We start from the raw sequence: 17,830 nt of genomic DNA on the forward strand, positions 1-17,830 counted from the left end.
TTTCTCCCGACGATGATGGAGAGAGACAATGGCCGACATTCCCGCCCGTACCGAAATCGGCGTCACCACCGGGCCGATCCGCGGCAGCCGCAAGATTCACGTCGCGGCCCCCGGCAACCCGCAGGTGCAGGTCGCGATGCGCGCGATCGATCTCGAGCCGGGCTGCGGCGAGCCGCCGCTTAACGTCTACGACACGAGCGGGCCGTACAGCAACCCGAACGTGCGGATCGACATCATGGCCGGTCTCGCGCCGCTGCGCCGCGACTGGATCATGGCCCGCGGCGACGTCGAGGCGTATGACGCGCGCGAGATCCGCCCGGAGGATAACGGCCAGCTTGGTCCCGATCGCTCGGGTGGCGTTCAGCCCTTCCCCAACGTCGTCCGTCGCCCGCTGCGTGCGAAGCCCGGCGCCAACGTCAGCCAGATGCACTATGCCCGCCGCGGCATCATCACGCCCGAGATGGAATATGTCGCGTGCCGCGAGAATCTCGGCCGCGAGATGCTGCGCGAATACGTTCGCGACGGCGAAAGCTTCGGCGCCGCCATCCCCGATTACGTGACGCCCGAATTCGTCCGCGACGAGATCGCACGCGGCCGCGCGATCATCCCCAACAACATCAACCATCCTGAATCCGAGCCGATGGCGATCGGCCGCAACTTCCTGGTCAAGATCAACGCCAACATCGGCAACAGCGCCGTCGCGTCGAACGTCGCCACGGAAGTGGACAAGCTCGTCTGGGCGATCCGCTGGGGCGCGGACACGGTGATGGATCTCAGCACCGGCCGCAACATCCACGACACCCGCGAGTGGATTATCCGCAATTCGCCCGTGCCGATCGGCACCGTGCCGATCTACCAGGCGCTGGAGAAGGTCGGCGGCATCGCCGAAGACCTGACGTGGGAGATCTTCCGCGACACGCTGATCGAGCAGGCCGAGCAGGGCGTCGACTATTTCACCATCCACGCCGGCGTGCGGTTGCCGTACGTGCCGCTCACCGCCAAGCGCGTCACCGGCATCGTCAGCCGCGGCGGCTCGATCATGGCGAAATGGTGCCTCGCGCACCACAAGGAGAGCTTCCTCTACGAGCGGTTCGACGAGATCACCGAGATCATGAAGGCGTATGACATCGCCTATTCGCTCGGCGACGGCCTGCGCCCCGGATCGATCGCCGACGCCAATGACGAGGCGCAGTTCGCCGAGCTTTATACGCTGGGCGAATTGACGCACCGCGCCTGGGCGCAGGACGTGCAGGTGATGATCGAGGGCCCCGGCCACGTGCCGATGCACAAGATCAAGGAGAATATGGACAAGCAGTTGGAGGTGTGCGGCGAGGCGCCGTTCTACACGCTCGGGCCGCTGACCACCGACATCGCGCCGGGCTACGACCATATCACCAGCGGCATCGGCGCGGCGATGATCGGTTGGTACGGCACGGCGATGCTCTGCTACGTCACGCCCAAGGAGCATCTCGGCCTGCCCGATCGCGACGACGTGAAGGTCGGCGTCGTCACCTACAAGCTGGCCGCCCACGCCGCCGATCTGGCGAAAGGGCATCCGGCGGCCAAGATGCGCGACGATGCGCTAAGCCGCGCCCGCTTCGAGTTCCGCTGGCGCGACCAGTTCAACCTAAGCCTCGATCCCGAGACGGCGGAGCAGTATCACGATCAGACGCTGCCCGCGGAAGGCGCCAAGACGGCGCATTTCTGCTCGATGTGCGGACCCAAGTTCTGCTCGATGAAGATCACGCAGGAGGTGCGCGACTTCGCCCGGCTGCAGAACCAGGGCAGCGAGGGCTTCATCGCCACGGCGGAGGCGGAAGCCGGCATGGCAAAGATGAGCGGCGTGTACGAGGAAAAGGGCCGCGAACTCTACATGGGCGCCGGCGATCGCGAGCGCGACTGACGTCGCATCAGACGCGTGCGGCGCATAGAGCGCGCGGCGGGATACAATCCTTTTGGGGGTCACGCCGCGCCGCCCTGGCGCTAGCATCGCGCCGATGATGGGCGAAGGTGTGCTGTGACGGTCGCGGGGATCGACGCGCTGAGCGAGAAGGAGAAGCAGACGCTTCGGCTGCTCCTCGTCGGGCATGACGCGAAGTCGATCGCGCGACATTTCGACCTGTCGGTGCATACGATCAACGAGCGGCTGCGCGATGCGCGGCGCAAGCTGTCGGTATCGAGCAGCAAGGAAGCCGCGCGGCTGCTGCGCGACGCCGAGGGGGCGAGCCCCGAAATCGATGGGGACACGGCGTTGCGGGATGCGCCCGGCGCTGCCGACGCGCTTCATTGTCCACAAGCCCGACCCACGCCGCGCACACTGCGCCACGTCGGCTGGGCGATAGGAGGAACCGCCATGCTCTCGATCATCGCCGCGCTGCTCGCCGTCTCGACCCCCAACCAGCTACCAGCCGAGGCGCCCGTCGCGAGCGCGCCATCGGCCGCCGCCGAAACCGAGGTCAGCAAGGCCGCGCGCGACTGGCTCGCCCTGGTCGATGCCGCGAATTGGCAACAAAGCTGGAAAGGCACGGGCGCCTCGTTCCGCTCGGTCAACACGGTCGCCAACTGGCAGGCGGCATCACAGAAGGCGCGCGTGCCTCTCGGCGCAGTCGTCACGCGCACGCTGATCAGCGACGTCGACACGCCAGCACCGCCGAATGGCTACCGCACGGTGCAGTTCCGCACCGATTTCGCCAACAAGCGCGGCGCGTCCGAGACGCTGGCGCTCAATCGCGAGGGCGGGGTGTGGAAAGTCGTGGGCATCTATATCGACTGATCGCGCCTGAGGTGCGACCCGCAGGGCCGTCGATCGTCGCCGGTCCTGCGCGGCACGTTCACGACGCCGGCCGTGCGATTACGGTAGTTACACGCGAAGCCGAGGGCCGGGCTGGTGAAGCGCCGAAACAGTGTCGGCCATCGGGACCGTCGCTTGGTGCCGCCTTTCCATGACGAGCAGGTCGGCACGACGTATCGCGGAGATAAGTTCATCAGTTAATGGCGGTTGGCCGAGCAACGTCGCGCTCGTGGTCTTATCGCTGACGACCGATCGGAGGGCATCGTCGAAATCGGGTCGATACTGCCTTGGCGCCGCGCCCCCGCGTGGGCGGCGGCGATCGATCGTTCACCGTCTGTCGAAGCACGCGTCCTACCGCCGGCATTCCAGCGTCCCGTCGTACCGCCCGAACAAATCGCCCCATTGCGCGCCGTCGCTGCTACACCCCCCGGCATGGCCCCCAACTCCCCGCTCGATCACCTAGCCGGCTTGCCTGCGAGCCCGGACCAAACCGCGCCCGAGGGCATCCGCCACCCACCCTATGCCTTCATCGGCCTTGCCGCCGTCGCGCTGGCGGTGCTGATCGTCGCGCTGGTCGGCGCGACGATCGCGCGCGGCACGCAGTTCGCGTTCGATTCGGCGATCATGCTTGCGCTGCGGACACCGGGCGATCTCGCCGTCCCGATCGGCCCGGTATGGCTGCGGCATGCGATGATCGACGTCACCGCGCTCGGCGGGCAGACGGTGCTGACGCTGGTCGTTATCGCAGCGATCGGCTTCCTCCTTGCCGGGCGCCACTATCTCACCGCCGCGCTGGTCTTCGGCGGCACGGTGAGCGGATCGATCGCGGTATCGATCGGCAAGCTGCTCGTCGGCCGTGCGCGGCCGGCGCTGGTCGATCACCTCGTCGAGGTATCATCGGCGAGCTTCCCCAGCGGCCACGCGTCGAACAGCGCGATCATCTATCTCACCATCGCGCTGATCGTGATGCAGATCGTGCCCGATCGGCGCGCGCGCTGGTTCCTGTTCGCCACCACGATCGCGCTCGTCGTGCTGATCGGCATCAGCCGCGTCTATCTCGGCGTGCATTGGCCAAGCGACGTGCTTGCCGGGTGGAGCGCTGGCGCGCTCTGGGCACTCGCCTGGTGGGCGCTCGGCGCGCGGCTGCGGTTGCGCGCCCGGCGGCGCTGAGCAGCTGTCCTACACGCCTCGTGCCGTGCCATGAACGTACGGAACACAAGGAGAACATGATGCAGGAACTGACCGAACGCGCGATCGACGCCGATGGCCGGATTACCGCCGTGCCGCGCGGCGTCGGACGCCGCGTCACCGTCAACGTCGCCGAATCGCCGCTGTCGTGGCTCGCCGCGCGCGGGCTCGTCACCGCGCGGCAGGTCGAGGCGGGGGAGCGGCTGCGCGCTGATTACGAGCGCGCGGCAATCGCGCCGTCGGTGACGATGCGCTGGTCGGCGCGCGTCGACGGCGGCGCGGGGCAGGGGCTCGATCCGACCGCCGCTCACCTTGCTGCGAAGCGCCGCTTTGACGCCGCGATCGCCGGCGTCGGTCCGGGGCTGTGCGACGTCCTGTGGCGCGTGGTGTGCGCCGGCGAGGGGTTGCCGGTGGCGGAGAAGGCGCTTGGCTGGCCGGTGCGATCCGGACGGCTGGTACTGACGATGGCGCTCGATCGCCTCGCCGACCATTATCGGCTCGGCTGAGCCGCCGCTTGCGACAAGGCCGTGGTCGGCCGATATGCGCCGGCATGCGGCTCGCCATCACCAAGTGTCACGGTTCGGGAAACGATTTCGCGCTGATCGACGCGCGTGCGCTCGATCTGCCCGATGCAGGGTGGGCGGCGACAGCACGCGCGCTGACGGATCGTGCTGGCCCGGTCGGGGCGGACGGCATCCTGTTGCTCACCGCGGGCGACGATCGCGCCGCCTTCGGGATGCGCATCTTCAACGCCGACGGATCAGAGCCGGAAACGTGCCTCAACGGCCTGCGGTGCGTCGCGCGGGCAGGGCTCGAGGCGCTCGGGCTCACGACGGCGACCGTGCGGCTAAAGACCAGTCACGTCGACGTGCGGCGCGATCCGGCGCTGGCCCCCGGCGTCTATACCGTGCGCGAGACGGCAGGGCCTGCGACGCTGGACGTCGCCGCCTGGCCGCTGACGGGCGAGGGACGTGAGATCGTGGATCGCCCGATCGCGGCGCTGTCGCCCGATCTGCGCTTCACCGCGGTCGGCATCGGCAACCCGCATCTCATCGCGTTCGTCGACGCGATCGACGAGGCGGCGCTCGTCCGCGTCGGCACGGTCTGCGAGTTCGCTCCGGCGTGGCTGCCGAACCGCGCCAACCTCTCGTTCGTCCAGGTGCGGGGCGACGACGAACTGTACGTGCGCACGTTCGAGCGCGGCGTCGGCCTGACCAACGCGTGTGGCAGCGCGATGGGCGCGTCGACCTACGCCGCCGGGCTGACCGGGCGCCTGGCGTTCGACCGGTTGGTCACGGTGCGCAACAGGGGCGGGCTGGTACGCGCAATCGCGTCGGCCGACGGAATGGTGACGCTGTCGGGCAACGCCACATTTGAATGGACCGGCAGCGTGACGGTGGAGGACGGCGTCGCGCGCGATCTCGCCGTCACGCAGCGCAACGCGGACGAAGTTGCCGCGTGGGCGGCCGTCGCCGCTGGCTGAACGCTGCGCGTCAGTTACGCTGTGCGACCAGCCCGCGCGCAATCACCTGCGCCTGAATCTCCGCCGCGCCCTCGAAGATGTTTAGGATGCGCGCGTCGCACAGGATGCGGCTGATCTCGAATTCCAGCGCATAGCCGTTGCCGCCGTGAATCTGGAGCGCGGCATCGGCATTGCTCCACGCGGCGCGGGCGGCGAGCAGCTTCGCCATGCCGGCCTCGATATCGCAGCGCTTGCCCGAATCCTTCGCGCGGGCGGCGGCGTAGGTGAGCTCGCGCGCGGCGATGAGATCGACGAGGCTCATCGCCAGTTTGTCGGCGACGCGCGGGAAGTGGATAATCGCACGGCCGAACTGCTGGCGATCGAGCGCGTAGCTGAGGCCGAGTTCGAGCGCGCGGCGGGCGACGCCGACGGCGCGCGCGGCGGTCTGAATCCGGGCGCCTTCGAAGGTGCGCATCAACTGCTTGAAGCCTTGTCCCTCCTCGCCACCGAGCAAAGCGTCGGCGGGGGCGGCCATGCCGTCGAAGGAGAGCGCATATTCGCGCATCCCGCGATAGCCGAGCACCTCGATCTCGCTGCCCGACATGCCCGGCGCAGGGAAGGGATCGCCGTCGGTGCCGCGCGGTTTCGGGACGAGCAGCATCGAGAGGCCGGCATAACCCTTCGCGTCCGGCAAGGTGCGGGCGAGCAGGGTCATGAGGTCGGAGCGGCTGGCGTGGGTGATCCAGGTCTTTGCGCCGTCGATGCGCCAGCCGTCGCCATCCCCATCAGTGGCGGCCCGGTGGGCGCGGGTCTGGAGCGAGCCGAGGTCGCTGCCGACATCGGGTTCGGTGAAGACGGCGGTGGGCAGCACCTCGCCGCTGGCGATGCGCGGCAGCCACTCGGCCTTTTGCGCCTCGGTGCCCGAGCCGGCGATGAGCTCACCGGCGATTTCGGAGCGGGTGCCGAGCGAGCCGGCGCCGATCCAGCCGCGCGACAATTCCTCGGTAACGATGCACATGACGAGCTTCGACAGGCCGAGGCCGCCGTAATTTTCGGGGATGCAGACGCCGAAGGTGCCGAGTTCGGCCATCTTGGCGACGGTGGCGTCGGGGATCAGGTCGTTGGCGAGGTGCCAGCCGTGGGCGTGCGGTAGGATTTCGGCATCGGTGAAGCGGCGGAACTGGTCGCGGATCGCGTCCAGCTCGGCATCGTGGAGCGTCTCGCTGGGCCATGCGCCGGCGGCGAGCCGGTTGACCAATGCGCGTCGATCGGCGGCGGCGTCCTGATCGAGGAGGTCGGCGCAGGCGCTCGCCAGCGTGCGGGCGGCGGCGGTGAGGCCAAGGTCGGCGGGGCGGAACAGCTCATTCTGGCCCATCGGCAGCCCGCCGACGAGCTGGGCGATGCTTTCCTGAAAGGCGAGGCGGGCGACGAGGGCGTTGATCTCGCCGGGGTTGCGGTCGGCCCAGTCGGCCACCGACTGCAGCGCGGCGACGGTGGTGGCGACCCAGGCGAAGCCGTGCGCCGCGCGCTGCTCGCGCTCGATTGGCGCGGCGTCGAGCCGGGCCGCGAGGGCGGCACGGGCGTCGTCGCGATAGCGTTGCGCCGCCGCCAGTGCCCCCCCAAGCGCGCTCATGCGCGCGTCTCCATCGAGAGCCCCAACATCAGGCGCGCTCGAAGACCGCGGCGATGCCCTGGCCGCCGCCGATGCACATCGTCTCCAGCCCATAGCGGCCGTCGCGGCGGACGAGCTCGCGGGTCAGATTGGCGAGGATGCGGCCGCCGGTGGCGCCGATCGGGTGGCCGAGCGAAATGCCCGAGCCGTTGACGTTGAGGATTTCGTTGCGGCTGTCGTCCTCGCTCCAGCCCCAGCCCTTGAGCACGGCGAGCACCTGCGGCGCAAACGCCTCGTTCAGCTCGACGAGATCGATGTCGGACCAGGACAGGCCGTTGCGGGCGAACAGACGCTCGACCGCCGGGACCGGGCCGATGCCCATGCGCGAGGGGTCGCAGCCCGCCGCGGCCCAGCTGTGGAACCAGGCGATCGGCTCAAGCCCCAGTTCCTCCAACTTGTCCTCGGCGACGACGAGGCAGGCGGCCGCGGCGTCATTCTGCTGGCTGGCGTTGCCGGCGGTGACGACGCCGCCCTCGATCGGGCGCAGACGCCCGAGCGTCTCCAGCGTGGCGTCGGGGCGATAGCCCTCGTCGTGATCGAACACTACGGGCTCGCCCTTCTTCTGCGGCACCGAGACGGGGACGAGTTCGTCGGCGAACAGGCCCTGTTCCCAGGCGGCGGTGGCGCGCTGGTGCGAGCGGACGGCGTAGGCATCGGCCTCCTCGCGGCTGATGTCGTAGTCCTTGGCGAGGTTTTCGGCGGTCTCGATCATGCCGCTGATGACGCCGAAGCGCTCGACCGGCTGCGACATGAGGCGGCCGCGGGTGAGGCGATCGTGGATGGTGAGGTTGCCGGCGCGCACGCCCTTGCGGATGTCGGTGGTGTAATGTTCGACGTTGGACATGCTCTCGCAGCCGCCGGCGACCACCACGTCGCTGACGCCGGTCTGCACCATCATCGCCGCGTCGATGACGGCCTGAAGACCCGAGCCGCAGCGGCGATCGAGCTGATAGCCGGGGACCTCGATCGGCAGGCCGGCGGCGAGCCATGCCCAGTGGCCGATCGCCGGCGCCTCGCCATTGCCATAGCCCTGCGCGAAGACGACGTCGTCGACGCGGCTCGGGTCGATCTTGGTGCGCTCCATCAGCGCCTTGAGGATCGTTGCGCCAAGCTGGCCCGCGGTGAGCGAGGAGAGGCTGCCGCCGAACTTGCCGACGGCGGTGCGGATCGGGGCGACGATGGCGGCGCGGCGTAGGCCGGTGGTGGGGGTCATGGGTCGGGTCCTCAAATTGGTAGGTCAGGCGGGGCGGGCGATGCCGCTGTCGAACAATCTGGCGATTTCGCCTGACGACAGGCCGAGGCGTTCGGCGAGGACTTGCTCGCTGTGCTGGCCGTTGCGCGGGGCGGGCAGCGGCGGGCGGCGCTCGTCGGCGGGTAACGTCGCAAAGGCACCGGCGGCGGGATAGCTGGTGCCGCTTGGGTCTGCCGCGGTGCCGAAGATCGGATTGTCGCCGACCAGCCGCGGATCGCGCACCGCGTCGGCCATCGTGCCATAGGCGGAGTGGACGATCCCGCCGGCATCGAACGCAGCCGCAAGATCGGCGTGGTCACGCGCGACGATCGCGCCCTCGAACAGCGGGAACAGCGCGTCGCGGTGCGTGAAGCGCAACCCGTCGTCGGCGGCGAAGCTGACGCCGCGTTCCGCCTCGACGCGCGCGATTGCCTCACCCAGCCCGAGCGCCGCGACGAGATTGGCCCATTGCCGGTGCGTGACGACGACGATCATCGTCCGCTTGCCGTCACGCGTCGTGAAGTCGCGCCCGAACAGACCGAACACGGTGTTGCCGAGCCGCGGTCGATCGCTGCCGGTGTGCAGCACCTCGGCAATTCCGCCGAGGTTGGCGACGGTGCCGATCGCGACGTCCGACAGCGGCAGCCGCACCTCGCCGCCCTGGCCGGTCGCGTCGCGGCGGCGCAGCGCGGCGAGCAGTGCGAAGGCGGCGTACGACCCTGTCAGCAGGTCCCAGGCGGGCAACACGTGGTTGACGGGCTCCGGCCCCGGCCCGGTCAGCATCGGATAGCCGACCGCATTGTTGACGGTATAGTCGAGCGCCGGGCTGCCATCCGCCCAGCCCATCACGCGCACGGTGATCAGATCGGCGCGCCCGTGCGCCAGCGTGTCGTGCGCAAGGAACCCCTTCGCCGGGAAGTTGGTGACGAACTGCCCCGTCGCGCGCACCAGCGCCTGGAGCAGCTCGCGCCCCTCCGGCCGGCCGAGATCGAGCGCGACGCTCTTCTTCGCGCGGTTGAGGTTCTCCCAGTAGAGCGAATCGTTGTTCTCGGTCACCGGCCAGCGGCGAAAGTCGGGGCCGCCGCCGATCTGGTCGACGCGGATCACCTCCGCCCCCATCTGTGCGAGATAGAGCCCCGCGGTGGGCGAGGCGACGAACGACGACGCCTCGATCACGGATAGGCCGGGGAGGAGATCGTACATCGGTCAGGCGACTCCGGCGTTGAACTCGCGCAGCATGTGCTTGGCGATCTGCAGCTGCAGGATCTGCGTCGTGCCCTCGTAGATGCGATAGATGCGCGCGTCGCGGAAGAAGCGTTCGGCGTCATATTCGGCGAGATAGCCCGCGCCGCCGTACACCTGCACGACGCGGTCGACGATCCGCCCGCACGCTTCTGACGCGAAGACCTTGGTCGCCGCCGCCTTGCGCAGCACCGCCTCGCCCGCATCGGCGCGGCGCGCGCAGTCGGCGAGCATCGTCTCGGACGCGTAGAGCTCGATCTCGCTGTCGGCGAGCATCTGCTGGATCAGCTGGAAATTGGCGATCGGCTCACCGAACGCCTTGCGCTCGGTGGCGTAGCGCAGCGCCGAATCGAGCGCGCGACGGGCATAGCCCATCGACGCCGCAGCGACCGACAGCCGCCCATTGTCGAGGCTCTTCATCGCGGTAACGAAGCCCTTGCCTTCCTCGAGCCCGAGTAGCGCGTCGGCCGGGAGGTGAACGTCCTCCAGGATGATGTCGGCGATGTGCGACCCCGCCTGGCCCATCTTCTTGTCCGACTTGCCGACGGTGACGCCCGGCGTGTCCATCGGCACGATGAACGCCGACACGTGCGCGTTCTTGGGCAGCGCCTCCTTCGACGTGCGCGCCATGATGACGGCCATCTTCGCGTCGGGCGCGTTGGTGATGTAGCGCTTCGTTCCGTTCAGTACCCAGCCGTTGCCGGAACGAACCGCCATCGTCTGCATGCCCGCCGAATCGCTGCCCGATCCCGGTTCGGTCAGGCCGAAGGCGGTGACCATGCCGCCCGCCATCTGCGGCAGCCATTCGCGCTTCTGCTCCTCGGTGCCGCCGTTGCGCAGCGCCGAATTGACCATGCCGATGGTGATCGAGATGATCGAGCGGAAACACGGCATCGCGTAAGCGAGCTCGCGGATCGTCTGCGTATACTGGTACGTGTTCATCCCCGCGCCGCCATATTCCTCGGCGATCGTCAGCCCGAACAGCCCCATGTCGCGCATCTCGGCGAGGATGTCGTCGGGGATGCGGTCGGTCTCGAGGATTTCCTTCTCGGCCGGGATCAGCCGGTCGCGCACGTAGCGGCGCAGCTGGTCGATGAACTGGGCGAACGTCTCGGCATCCATGCCGGTATTCGGGCCGGTATTGAGCGTGCTCATGCGGGAAACCTCAGATCGGATCGTAGGGAAAGACGTGCGCCGACACCTCGTCGGCGCGCGCGAAGCTTGGGCGGAACGAGGGCGCGAGTTCGTCGGCGATCGCCTGCGGCGTCCAGCCTTCGAGTTTGGTCATCGAGCGGATCGGGCGCGGCTTGGAGAACAGCACGATCTCGTTCTTGCGTACTGCGAAGATCTGGTTGCTTACGTCCGCCGACAGATCGGACGCGAGATAGGCGACGAGCGGCGCGATCTTGTCCGCGCTCATTGTCTGGAGCCGCGCGACGCGCTCCTTTGCCTCGGGCGTCTCCGCCGGGATCGACGCGGTCATGCGGCTCCACGCGAACGGCGCGATGCAGTTCGAGCGGACGCCGACGCGCGCCATGTCGAGCGCGATCGACTGCGACAGGCCGACGATGCCGAGCTTGGCGGCGGAATAGTTCGCCTGGCCGATGTTGCCGATCAGCCCGGACGTCGAGGTGAAGTGGACGAAGCTGCCCGACTGCTGCTCGCGGAAATACGGCGTCGCTGCCTTAGAAACGTTGAACGCGCCGTTGAGGTGCACGTCGATCACCGCGCGCCAGTCCTCGTGGCTCATCTTGTGCCAGATCGTGTCGCGCAGGATGCCGGCGTTGTTCACCACCGCATCGATGCGGCCGAAGCGCTTCACCGCGTCCTCGACGATCGTCGCCGCGCCGGCGGGATCGGCGACGCTGGCGAGATTGGCGATTGCTTGGCCGCCCGCCTCGACGATGTCGCGCGCGGTCTGCTCCGCTGGGCCGGCCTCGCCGCCTTCGCCGCCTTCGCCGACGCCCGGATCGTTGATGACGACCGCCGCGCCCTCGCGCGCGCAGAGCAGCGCGATTTCGCGCCCGATGCCGCGCCCCGCGCCGGTCACCGCGACGACCTTGCCTTCGAGAATGCCTGCCATCCCGCTCTCCCTTGTCGGCGTCAGCCGTACAGCGATGCGCCCAGACTTTCAACATCCGGCATTGTTTTTCAGGATGTTGAAAGATAGGTCAGGGCATGGAGCTTCGGGTACGCTCGGTCGGTCACGCCTTTGCGATCATGCGGCTGCTCGCCCATGGCGAGGCGATGACGCTGTCGGAGATAGCGCGCGGCTGTGCGCTCAGTCCGTCGACCTGCCTCGGGCTGCTGCGCACCCTGATCGGCGAACGCGTGCTCGCCGCGCAGCCGGGCAAAAGGTACGCCCTCGCGCCGGCGTGGCGGGAGGGATCGGCGCGATGGGCCGATCCGCACGCGCAGATCGTCGCCACCGCCCGCCCGCTGCTCGACCGGGCGGCGCGCCAACTCGACGCGCCGGTCGGGCTGTGGCGCGTCGTTGCGGGGGAGCGGCTGCAGCTGATCGCGCTGGGCGAGAGTGCGGCGTCGACCCGGATCCACATGCAGGTGGGGCAGCGCCAGCCGATCGGCGGCGGCGCGACCGGCCGCGCGCTTGCCGCGGCGCAGAGGCTCGAGGAGGCGGCGGTGGCGACGCGGTTCGCGGCGGTGCGCTGGGAACGCGCGCTCGATCTCGCCGCCTATCGCAGGCAGATCGCGGATGCGGCGCGTGACGGCTATGCGGTCGACGATCGCTACGGCCACGCCGGCGTGCGCTCGATTGCGGTCGCCGTTCCCGGCGACCCGCCGACGCTGTGCCTGTCGGTATCGTTCTTCGCCGCCGACGCCGGCTGCGCCCGCGACGCCGAGGCCGGCCAGCTGTTGAAAGACCTAGCCAACGGACTCCATGCGTCGACTAGCGCAGCCTAGGCACCACGGAACGCCTGCCAACCCGCATGGAAGTACCACTTCCACGCGCACCCTTTACGCCGCCACCACCTTGCGTGCCTCGTCCGCCGCCTCGATCTCTGCCGCCTTCGCCTCGACCAGGCCGACGATGTGCTCGATCATGCCGGCGTCCTGCACGTGATGGTCGGTGACGCCCGACAGATACACCATGTGCTTGCCGTTGCCGCCGCCGGTGATCCCGATGTCGGTTTCGCGCGCCTCGCCCGGGCCGTTGACGACGCAGCCGAGCACGGAAAGCGACATCGGCGTGCGGATATGCTGCAACCGTTCCTCCAGCGCCTGAACGGTGCGGATGACGTCGAACCCCTGCCGTGCGCAGCTCGGGCAGCTCACCACGCGCACGCCGCGATTGCGGATGCCGAGCGCCTTCAGGATCTCGAACCCGACGCGCACTTCCTCCTCGGGCTCGGCCGACAGCGAGACGCGGATCGTGTCACCGATGCCGTACCACAGGAGCGAACCGATCCCGATCGCGCTCTTCACCGTGCCGCCGACGAAGCCGCCCGCCTCGGTGATGCCGAGATGCAGCGGGCAATCGACCACTTCGGCGAGCTGCTGGTAGGCGGCGACCGCGAGGAACAGATCGGACGCCTTCACCGCCACCTTGAATTCGTGGAAGTCGCGGTCCTGCAGCAGCTTGATATGATCGAGCGCGCTTTCCACCAGCGCCTCGGGGCAGGGTTCGCCGTATTTCTCGAGCAGGTCCTTTTCCAGGCTGCCGGCGTTGACGCCGATGCGGATCGCGCAGCCATTCGCCTTGGCGGCGTTGACCACTTCGTTGACGCGCTCGGCCGATCCGATGTTGCCCGGGTTGATGCGCAGGCACGCGGCGCCGGCATCAGCCGCCTCCAGCGCGCGCTTGTAGTGGAAATGGATGTCGGCGACGATCGGCACGCGCGCGGCGCGCACGATTTGGCGCAGCGCCGCGGTCGATTCGACGTCGGGGCAGCTGACGCGGATGATGTCGACGCCGGCATCCTCGCAGCGGCGGATCTGATCGATCGTCGCGCGCGGATCGGACGTCGGCGTGTTGGTCATCGTCTGCACGGTGACGGGCGCATCGCCGCCGACGGGCACGGTGCCGACCATGATCTGGCGGCTTTGGCGGCGCGTGATATCGCGCCAGGGACGGAGGGACATGGAGGCTTCCTATCGGCTTTGCCGGCGATATAGCGTCTCGCGGACATAAACGAAATCAGGGGCAGGATCATGACGCTTTCGCTGTACGACGCGGTTATTCCGTCGAACCTCCAGATCCTCGGCGCGGTCGACGGCCTCATCGACAAGGCGGAGGCGTTCGCGAGCGAGAAGGGCATGGCGCCCGCCGCGCTGATCGACGCGCGGCTCGCGCCCGACATGCTGCCGTTCGGCTATCAGGTGAAGTCGGTCGCCGAACATTCGATCGGCGGGATCGAGGGCGTGCGCGGCGGCAACTTCTCGCCCAGCATGACGCCGTGGCCGACCGATTTCGCCGGGCTTCACGCCAAGGTGCAGGGCGCGATCACCGCGCTCGAGGCGGTCGACCGTGCCGAATTCGACGCGCTGGCGGACAAGGACACGCAATTCTCGATGGGCGAGATGCGCATGCCGTTCAGCGGCGCGCAGTTCCTCTTGTCCTTCTCGCAGCCCAATTTCTATTTCCACGCCACCACCGCCTACGCGATCCTGCGTGCGCAGGGGGTGAAGCTGGGCAAGCGCGACTTCCTGGGCAAATTGCGCATGGCGATCTGACCGCAGCAATAGTTCGTTACGGTTCTCGCGCTAAGGCGGGGCGGTGCCAAAACCCGCCGCCCCCGCCACACGCCACTATGGCCTCGACTGGCTGCGGATCGGCGCGTTCGCGCTGCTGATCGTCTACCATGTCGCGATGGTTTTCGCGCCGTGGCCGTGGGTGGTGAAATGGCCCGAGACGTTTCCGGCGCTGATCGTGCCGATGGCGCTGCTGACGCCGTGGCGCATCCCGCTGCTGTTCGTCGTATCGGGCTTCGCGACGCGCAAGCTGCTGTCGCGTAGCCCCGATCTCGCCGGCTTCGTCCATGCGCGCAGCCTGCGCCTGCTCGTCCCGCTCGCCTTCGCGATGCTCGTGCTGCTGCCACCCGAACTCTGGGTCCGCGTGCGGCTCGCGGGCGATCCGGAGGGGCTCGCGACCTATTGGCTGGGCGATTACTGGAGCCCGTTCGTCCACTACGGCCGTGCCTTCCCGAACTGGGAACATATGTGGTTCGTCGTCTACCTGTGGGCGTATACGATGGTGCTCGCCGCGATGATCGCACGGATGGGCATCGCGCGGATCGACCGCTGGTTCGCGCTGCTGACGATCGGATGGCGGCTCGTGTGGCTGCCGATCGCCGCGCTAGTGGGCATGAAGATCGCGCTGATGTTCGTCGTGCCGGAAACGCAGGGGCTGTTCAGCGACTGGACCGGGCATTCGGCGTACCTGCCGCTGTTCGTCTTCGGCTTCGCGCTCGGGGGCACGCCTGCGCTGTGGCAGGGCATCGCGCGCGGTTGGCGCGCGGCGCTCGCCATCGCGCTGGCGTGTGCCGTCGTCGTCACCTGGGTGGAGCTCGCCTATCAGGGAAGCACGCTGCCGGGGCATGCGGTGATGGCGCTCGATCGCGCGGCGCGGCTCGGCATGGCGTGGGGCGTGATCCTCGCGCTGCTGCGTCTCGCCGACGCGCGGCTCAACTGCGATCACCGCTGGCGCGCGCCGCTCGCGGAGGCAGTGTTCCCCGCCTATATCGTCCATCATCCGGTGCTCGTCGTACTCGCCTGGCTCGCGCCCGGCTGGGGGCTTGGGCCACTCGCGGGCTTCGCCTTCCTGCTCGGCGCGACGGCGCTCGCCTGTTGGGGCGCCTATGCCGCGGGGCGCCGCATCGCCTGGCTCGCGCCACTGATCGGGCTTGCCCCGCGCCGCGCGGTGCCGCCGCGCGCGATGGTATCGGGGGCGGGGGGAAGCTGCTAGGCACCGCGCCGATGCAGCGGCACTACGGCCTCGACTGGCTTCGCATCGGGGCCTTTGCGATCCTGATCCTCTACCATATCGGCATGGTGTTCGTGCCGTGGCCGTTCCACGCAAAGCTCGATGCGCAGCCGTGGGTCGCAGTGCCGATGATGCTGTCCAACCCGTGGCGATTGTCGCTGCTGTTCGTCGTCTCGGGCTATGCCAGCCGTGCGCTGTTCGTGCGCCATGCGACGGCATGGACGTTCGTGCGCAGCCGCACCGCGCGGCTGCTGATCCCGCTCGCGTGCGGCGTCGCGGCGATCGTGCCGCCGCAGGCATGGGTCGAACTCGTCACGCAGCACGGCTACCAGCGCGGCTTCGCTGCCTTCTGGTGGGGCGATTACTTCCGCTTCGGGCGGCTAGACGGCATCGCGCTGCCGACGTGGAACCACCTGTGGTTCGTCGGCTATCTGTGGGTCTACACGCTCGGCTGGACGCTGGTGCTCGTCGTGACGCCGGTCGCGGTTCGCCGCGCCGCGCAAGGGGCGTTCGATCGCTTGTTCGGCGGCGTCGGCGCGCTGCTGCTGCCGATGGCGTGGCTGATGCTCGTCAGCGGCGTGCTGTTCCCCGGCGCGCGCGAAACGCACGAGTTGCGGGGCGATTGGGTGGCGCATGCGAGCTACTTCCCGATGCTCGTCTTCGGCTATGCGCTTGCCGGCAGCGAAGCGACATTGGCGTCGTTCGCGCGCTGGTGGAAGCCGACCGCGCTGCTCGCACTGCTCGCCTATGGCGTCGTCGCGGGGATCGCGATCGTCTACGCCGGCTATCGCGTCACCCCACGGCCATTCGGGACGATCTTCAGCCTGGCGCGCGGCGTCGAGGGCTGGATGGCGATTGCCGCGCTGATCGGCGTCGCGGAAACCTTCTGGAACCGCGACCATCGCTGGCGGCCGATGCTGACCGAGGCGGTATTTCCCTTCTACATCGCGCACCAGACGATCATCGTCGTCGTCGCCTATTGGCTGATGCCGTCGGCGCTGCCGGGTGCGGCATCGTTCGCGATCCTCGTCGCGGCGACGCTGACGGGATGCAGCGTTTTCTACCTAGTCGGGCGACGTGTGCCGCTGCTGCGCCCGCTGATCGGGCTGCGGCTCCATCGCCGCGCGCCCGCGATCCCCGACGACCGCCCCGCCATCGTTTGAGAAGGACCATCATGCGCCGCCTGCTGCTCGCCGCTCTCCTCACCGCCCCGCTCGTGCCCGCCTGCATCTCGTCGGCCGCCGCGCAGACCGCGCCGCGCTGGTCGCTCGCCATCCACGGTGGCGCCGGGGTGATCGAGCGCGACAAGCTTACGCCCGAACAGGACAAGGCGATTCGCGCCGCGCTCGCCCGCGCGCTCGAGGCCGGATCGGCAATCCTCGCCAAGGGCGGCGCGGCGCTCGACGCCGTCGAGGCGGCAATCAAGGTGCTCGAGGACGATCCGCATTTCAACGCCGGGCGCGGCGCAGTGCTGACGTGGGACGGGCACAACGAGCTCGACGCGGCGATCATGGACGGGCGCACGCGCGCCGCGGGGGCGGTCGCCGGCGTCACCGCGACGCGCCACCCCGTCAGCCTCGCCCGCGCGGTGATGGAGAAGAGCGACCACGTGTTCCTGTCGGGCGCCGGGGCCGACGCCTTCTCGCGCGTGCAGAAGCTCGAACAGGCCGGCCCCGAATGGTTCGCGACGCCCGAGCGCCGCCGCCAGCTCGAGACACTGAAGGCGAACAAGCTGTCGGCGATCGACGTCGACCGCAAATACGGCACCGTCGGCGCCGTGGCGCGCGACGCAAGCGGGCATCTCGCCGCCGCCACCTCGACCGGCGGGATCACCGGCAAGCGCTGGGGCCGGATCGGCGACGCGCCGGTGATCGGCGCGGGCACCTATGCCGACGATCGCGCCTGCGCCGTTTCCGCCACCGGCGCCGGCGAGTATTTCATCCGCGAAGGCGTCGCGCACGAGATCTGCGCTCGGATCCGCTTCGCGCGTGAAGCGCCGCAGGTGGCGGCGGACCGCGTGATGGACGAGGTGAAGGCGCTGGGCGGCGACGGCGGGGTGATCGTCAATAGCCCCGACGGCACGATCGCATGGAGCTACAACACGCCGGGCATGTACCGCGGCCGCATCTCGGCGGGCGGCAAGCCGGTCGTCGCGATCTACCGCGACGAGCCGTAAGGGATAGCACGTAAGCACCGCGTTCCCGGCAGAGCGGGGAGCCACGCGCCGTGCGAGTGCCGCCAGGCCTATCCCGCGGGCAAGCAGGGGAGTGGGCGGCAGGCAGCGTCCGCGACCGCCGCCCGCC

16 protein-coding genes are annotated in these 17,830 nt (G+C 69.0%); 10 read left to right on the forward strand and 6 right to left on the reverse strand.

The window, feature by feature from the left end; all coding sequences use genetic code 11:
* The first annotated feature begins 28 nt into the window (after positions 1-28).
* From thiC to dapF, 5 genes are all read left to right on the forward strand, one after another.
* A complete protein-coding gene (thiC, locus tag F1C10_RS13245; protein WP_185206847.1) occupies positions 29-1,903 on the forward strand; it encodes a phosphomethylpyrimidine synthase ThiC in 1,875 nt (624 codons plus the stop codon).
* A 114-nt stretch (positions 1,904-2,017) separates the two neighbouring features.
* Entirely contained in the window at positions 2,018-2,773 is a 756-nt protein-coding gene (locus tag F1C10_RS13250; protein ID WP_185206849.1) for a DUF4019 domain-containing protein, read from the forward strand.
* Between the two features lie 450 nt (positions 2,774-3,223).
* On the forward strand, positions 3,224-3,961 hold the full coding sequence (locus F1C10_RS13255) for a phosphatase PAP2 family protein (protein WP_185206851.1): 738 nt from the start codon (positions 3,224-3,226) through the stop codon (positions 3,959-3,961).
* 59 nt (positions 3,962-4,020) lie between these two features.
* Positions 4,021-4,485, forward strand: coding sequence for a DUF6456 domain-containing protein (locus F1C10_RS13260; RefSeq protein WP_219729756.1), 465 nt, complete (start codon positions 4,021-4,023; stop codon positions 4,483-4,485).
* Between the two features lie 44 nt (positions 4,486-4,529).
* Positions 4,530-5,462: a diaminopimelate epimerase gene (gene dapF / locus F1C10_RS13265; protein WP_185206854.1), complete on the forward strand. Its 933-nt coding sequence runs from the start codon at positions 4,530-4,532 to the stop codon at positions 5,460-5,462.
* Positions 5,463-5,472: 10 nt separating this feature from the next.
* Here the strand turns inward: dapF and F1C10_RS13270 are convergent, their stop codons facing one another.
* From F1C10_RS13270 to F1C10_RS13290, 5 genes are read right to left on the reverse strand one after another with little or no spacing between them, the layout of a single operon-like run.
* The gene (locus tag F1C10_RS13270) at positions 5,473-7,074 is read right to left on the reverse strand and encodes an acyl-CoA dehydrogenase family protein (protein ID WP_185206855.1); all 1,602 of its coding nucleotides are present in this window, start codon (positions 7,072-7,074) and stop codon (positions 5,473-5,475) included.
* 28 nt (positions 7,075-7,102) lie between these two features.
* On the reverse strand, positions 7,103-8,326 hold the full coding sequence (locus tag F1C10_RS13275; RefSeq protein ID WP_185206857.1) for an acetyl-CoA C-acetyltransferase: 1,224 nt from the start codon (positions 8,324-8,326) through the stop codon (positions 7,103-7,105).
* Positions 8,327-8,350: 24 nt separating this feature from the next.
* Positions 8,351-9,547, reverse strand: coding sequence for a CoA transferase (locus F1C10_RS13280; protein ID WP_185206859.1), 1,197 nt, complete (start codon positions 9,545-9,547; stop codon positions 8,351-8,353).
* A gap of 3 nt (positions 9,548-9,550) precedes the next feature.
* Positions 9,551-10,741: an acyl-CoA dehydrogenase family protein gene (locus tag F1C10_RS13285; RefSeq protein WP_258042927.1), complete on the reverse strand. Its 1,191-nt coding sequence runs from the start codon at positions 10,739-10,741 to the stop codon at positions 9,551-9,553.
* 10 nt (positions 10,742-10,751) lie between these two features.
* Positions 10,752-11,669, reverse strand: coding sequence for an SDR family NAD(P)-dependent oxidoreductase (locus F1C10_RS13290; protein ID WP_185206861.1), 918 nt, complete (start codon positions 11,667-11,669; stop codon positions 10,752-10,754).
* Between the two features lie 95 nt (positions 11,670-11,764).
* On the opposite strand from F1C10_RS13290, the gene F1C10_RS13295 reads away from it, so the two are divergent.
* Positions 11,765-12,508 carry an IclR family transcriptional regulator gene (locus tag F1C10_RS13295; RefSeq protein WP_185206863.1) on the forward strand — a complete coding sequence of 248 codons (744 nt, stop codon included), beginning with the start codon at positions 11,765-11,767 and terminating at the stop codon, positions 12,506-12,508.
* A 54-nt stretch (positions 12,509-12,562) separates the two neighbouring features.
* Here F1C10_RS13295 and ispG read toward each other — a convergent pair whose 3' ends face one another.
* The gene (gene ispG, locus F1C10_RS13300; RefSeq protein WP_185206865.1) at positions 12,563-13,687 is read right to left on the reverse strand and encodes a flavodoxin-dependent (E)-4-hydroxy-3-methylbut-2-enyl-diphosphate synthase; all 1,125 of its coding nucleotides are present in this window, start codon (positions 13,685-13,687) and stop codon (positions 12,563-12,565) included.
* A 69-nt stretch (positions 13,688-13,756) separates the two neighbouring features.
* On the opposite strand from ispG, the gene F1C10_RS13305 reads away from it, so the two are divergent.
* Genes F1C10_RS13305 through F1C10_RS13320 form a run of 4 tightly spaced genes read left to right on the forward strand, consistent with a single transcriptional unit; the run spans position 13,757 to position 17,703 of the window.
* A complete protein-coding gene (locus tag F1C10_RS13305) occupies positions 13,757-14,278 on the forward strand; it encodes a DUF1993 family protein (protein WP_185206867.1) in 522 nt (173 codons plus the stop codon).
* 43 nt (positions 14,279-14,321) lie between these two features.
* A complete protein-coding gene (locus F1C10_RS13310) occupies positions 14,322-15,509 on the forward strand; it encodes an acyltransferase family protein (RefSeq protein WP_185206869.1) in 1,188 nt (395 codons plus the stop codon).
* A gap of 11 nt (positions 15,510-15,520) precedes the next feature.
* Positions 15,521-16,690, forward strand: coding sequence for an acyltransferase family protein (locus F1C10_RS13315; RefSeq protein ID WP_185206871.1), 1,170 nt, complete (start codon positions 15,521-15,523; stop codon positions 16,688-16,690).
* An 11-nt stretch (positions 16,691-16,701) separates the two neighbouring features.
* Entirely contained in the window at positions 16,702-17,703 is a 1,002-nt protein-coding gene (locus tag F1C10_RS13320) for an isoaspartyl peptidase/L-asparaginase family protein (protein WP_185206873.1), read from the forward strand.
* The last annotated feature ends 127 nt before the right edge of the window (positions 17,704-17,830 follow it).

Source organism: Sphingomonas sp. NBWT7, assembly GCF_014217605.1.
GTDB lineage: Bacteria > Pseudomonadota > Alphaproteobacteria > Sphingomonadales > Sphingomonadaceae > Sphingomonas.

Excerpts from the sequence above, each read along its gene's own strand:
- F1C10_RS13270 (WP_185206855.1), bottom strand. The coding sequence starts at position 7,074 with ATGAGCGCGCTTGGGGGGGCACTGGCGGCGGCGCAACGCTATCGCGAC.
- F1C10_RS13285 (WP_258042927.1), bottom strand. The coding sequence starts at position 10,741 with ATGAGCACGCTCAATACCGGCCCGAATACCGGCATGGATGCCGAGACG.
- F1C10_RS13275 (WP_185206857.1), bottom strand. The coding sequence starts at position 8,326 with ATGACCCCCACCACCGGCCTACGCCGCGCCGCCATCGTCGCCCCGATC.
- F1C10_RS13320 (WP_185206873.1), top strand. The coding sequence starts at position 16,702 with ATGCGCCGCCTGCTGCTCGCCGCTCTCCTCACCGCCCCGCTCGTGCCC.
- F1C10_RS13305 (WP_185206867.1), top strand. The coding sequence starts at position 13,757 with ATGACGCTTTCGCTGTACGACGCGGTTATTCCGTCGAACCTCCAGATC.
- F1C10_RS13280 (WP_185206859.1), bottom strand. The coding sequence starts at position 9,547 with ATGTACGATCTCCTCCCCGGCCTATCCGTGATCGAGGCGTCGTCGTTC.
- F1C10_RS13290 (WP_185206861.1), bottom strand. The coding sequence starts at position 11,669 with ATGGCAGGCATTCTCGAAGGCAAGGTCGTCGCGGTGACCGGCGCGGGG.
- thiC (WP_185206847.1), top strand. The coding sequence starts at position 29 with ATGGCCGACATTCCCGCCCGTACCGAAATCGGCGTCACCACCGGGCCG.
- ispG (WP_185206865.1), bottom strand. The coding sequence starts at position 13,687 with ATGTCCCTCCGTCCCTGGCGCGATATCACGCGCCGCCAAAGCCGCCAG.
- F1C10_RS13295 (WP_185206863.1), top strand. The coding sequence starts at position 11,765 with ATGGAGCTTCGGGTACGCTCGGTCGGTCACGCCTTTGCGATCATGCGG.
- F1C10_RS13260 (WP_219729756.1), top strand. The coding sequence starts at position 4,021 with ATGCAGGAACTGACCGAACGCGCGATCGACGCCGATGGCCGGATTACC.
- F1C10_RS13255 (WP_185206851.1), top strand. The coding sequence starts at position 3,224 with ATGGCCCCCAACTCCCCGCTCGATCACCTAGCCGGCTTGCCTGCGAGC.
- dapF (WP_185206854.1), top strand. The coding sequence starts at position 4,530 with ATGCGGCTCGCCATCACCAAGTGTCACGGTTCGGGAAACGATTTCGCG.
- F1C10_RS13315 (WP_185206871.1), top strand. The coding sequence starts at position 15,521 with ATGCAGCGGCACTACGGCCTCGACTGGCTTCGCATCGGGGCCTTTGCG.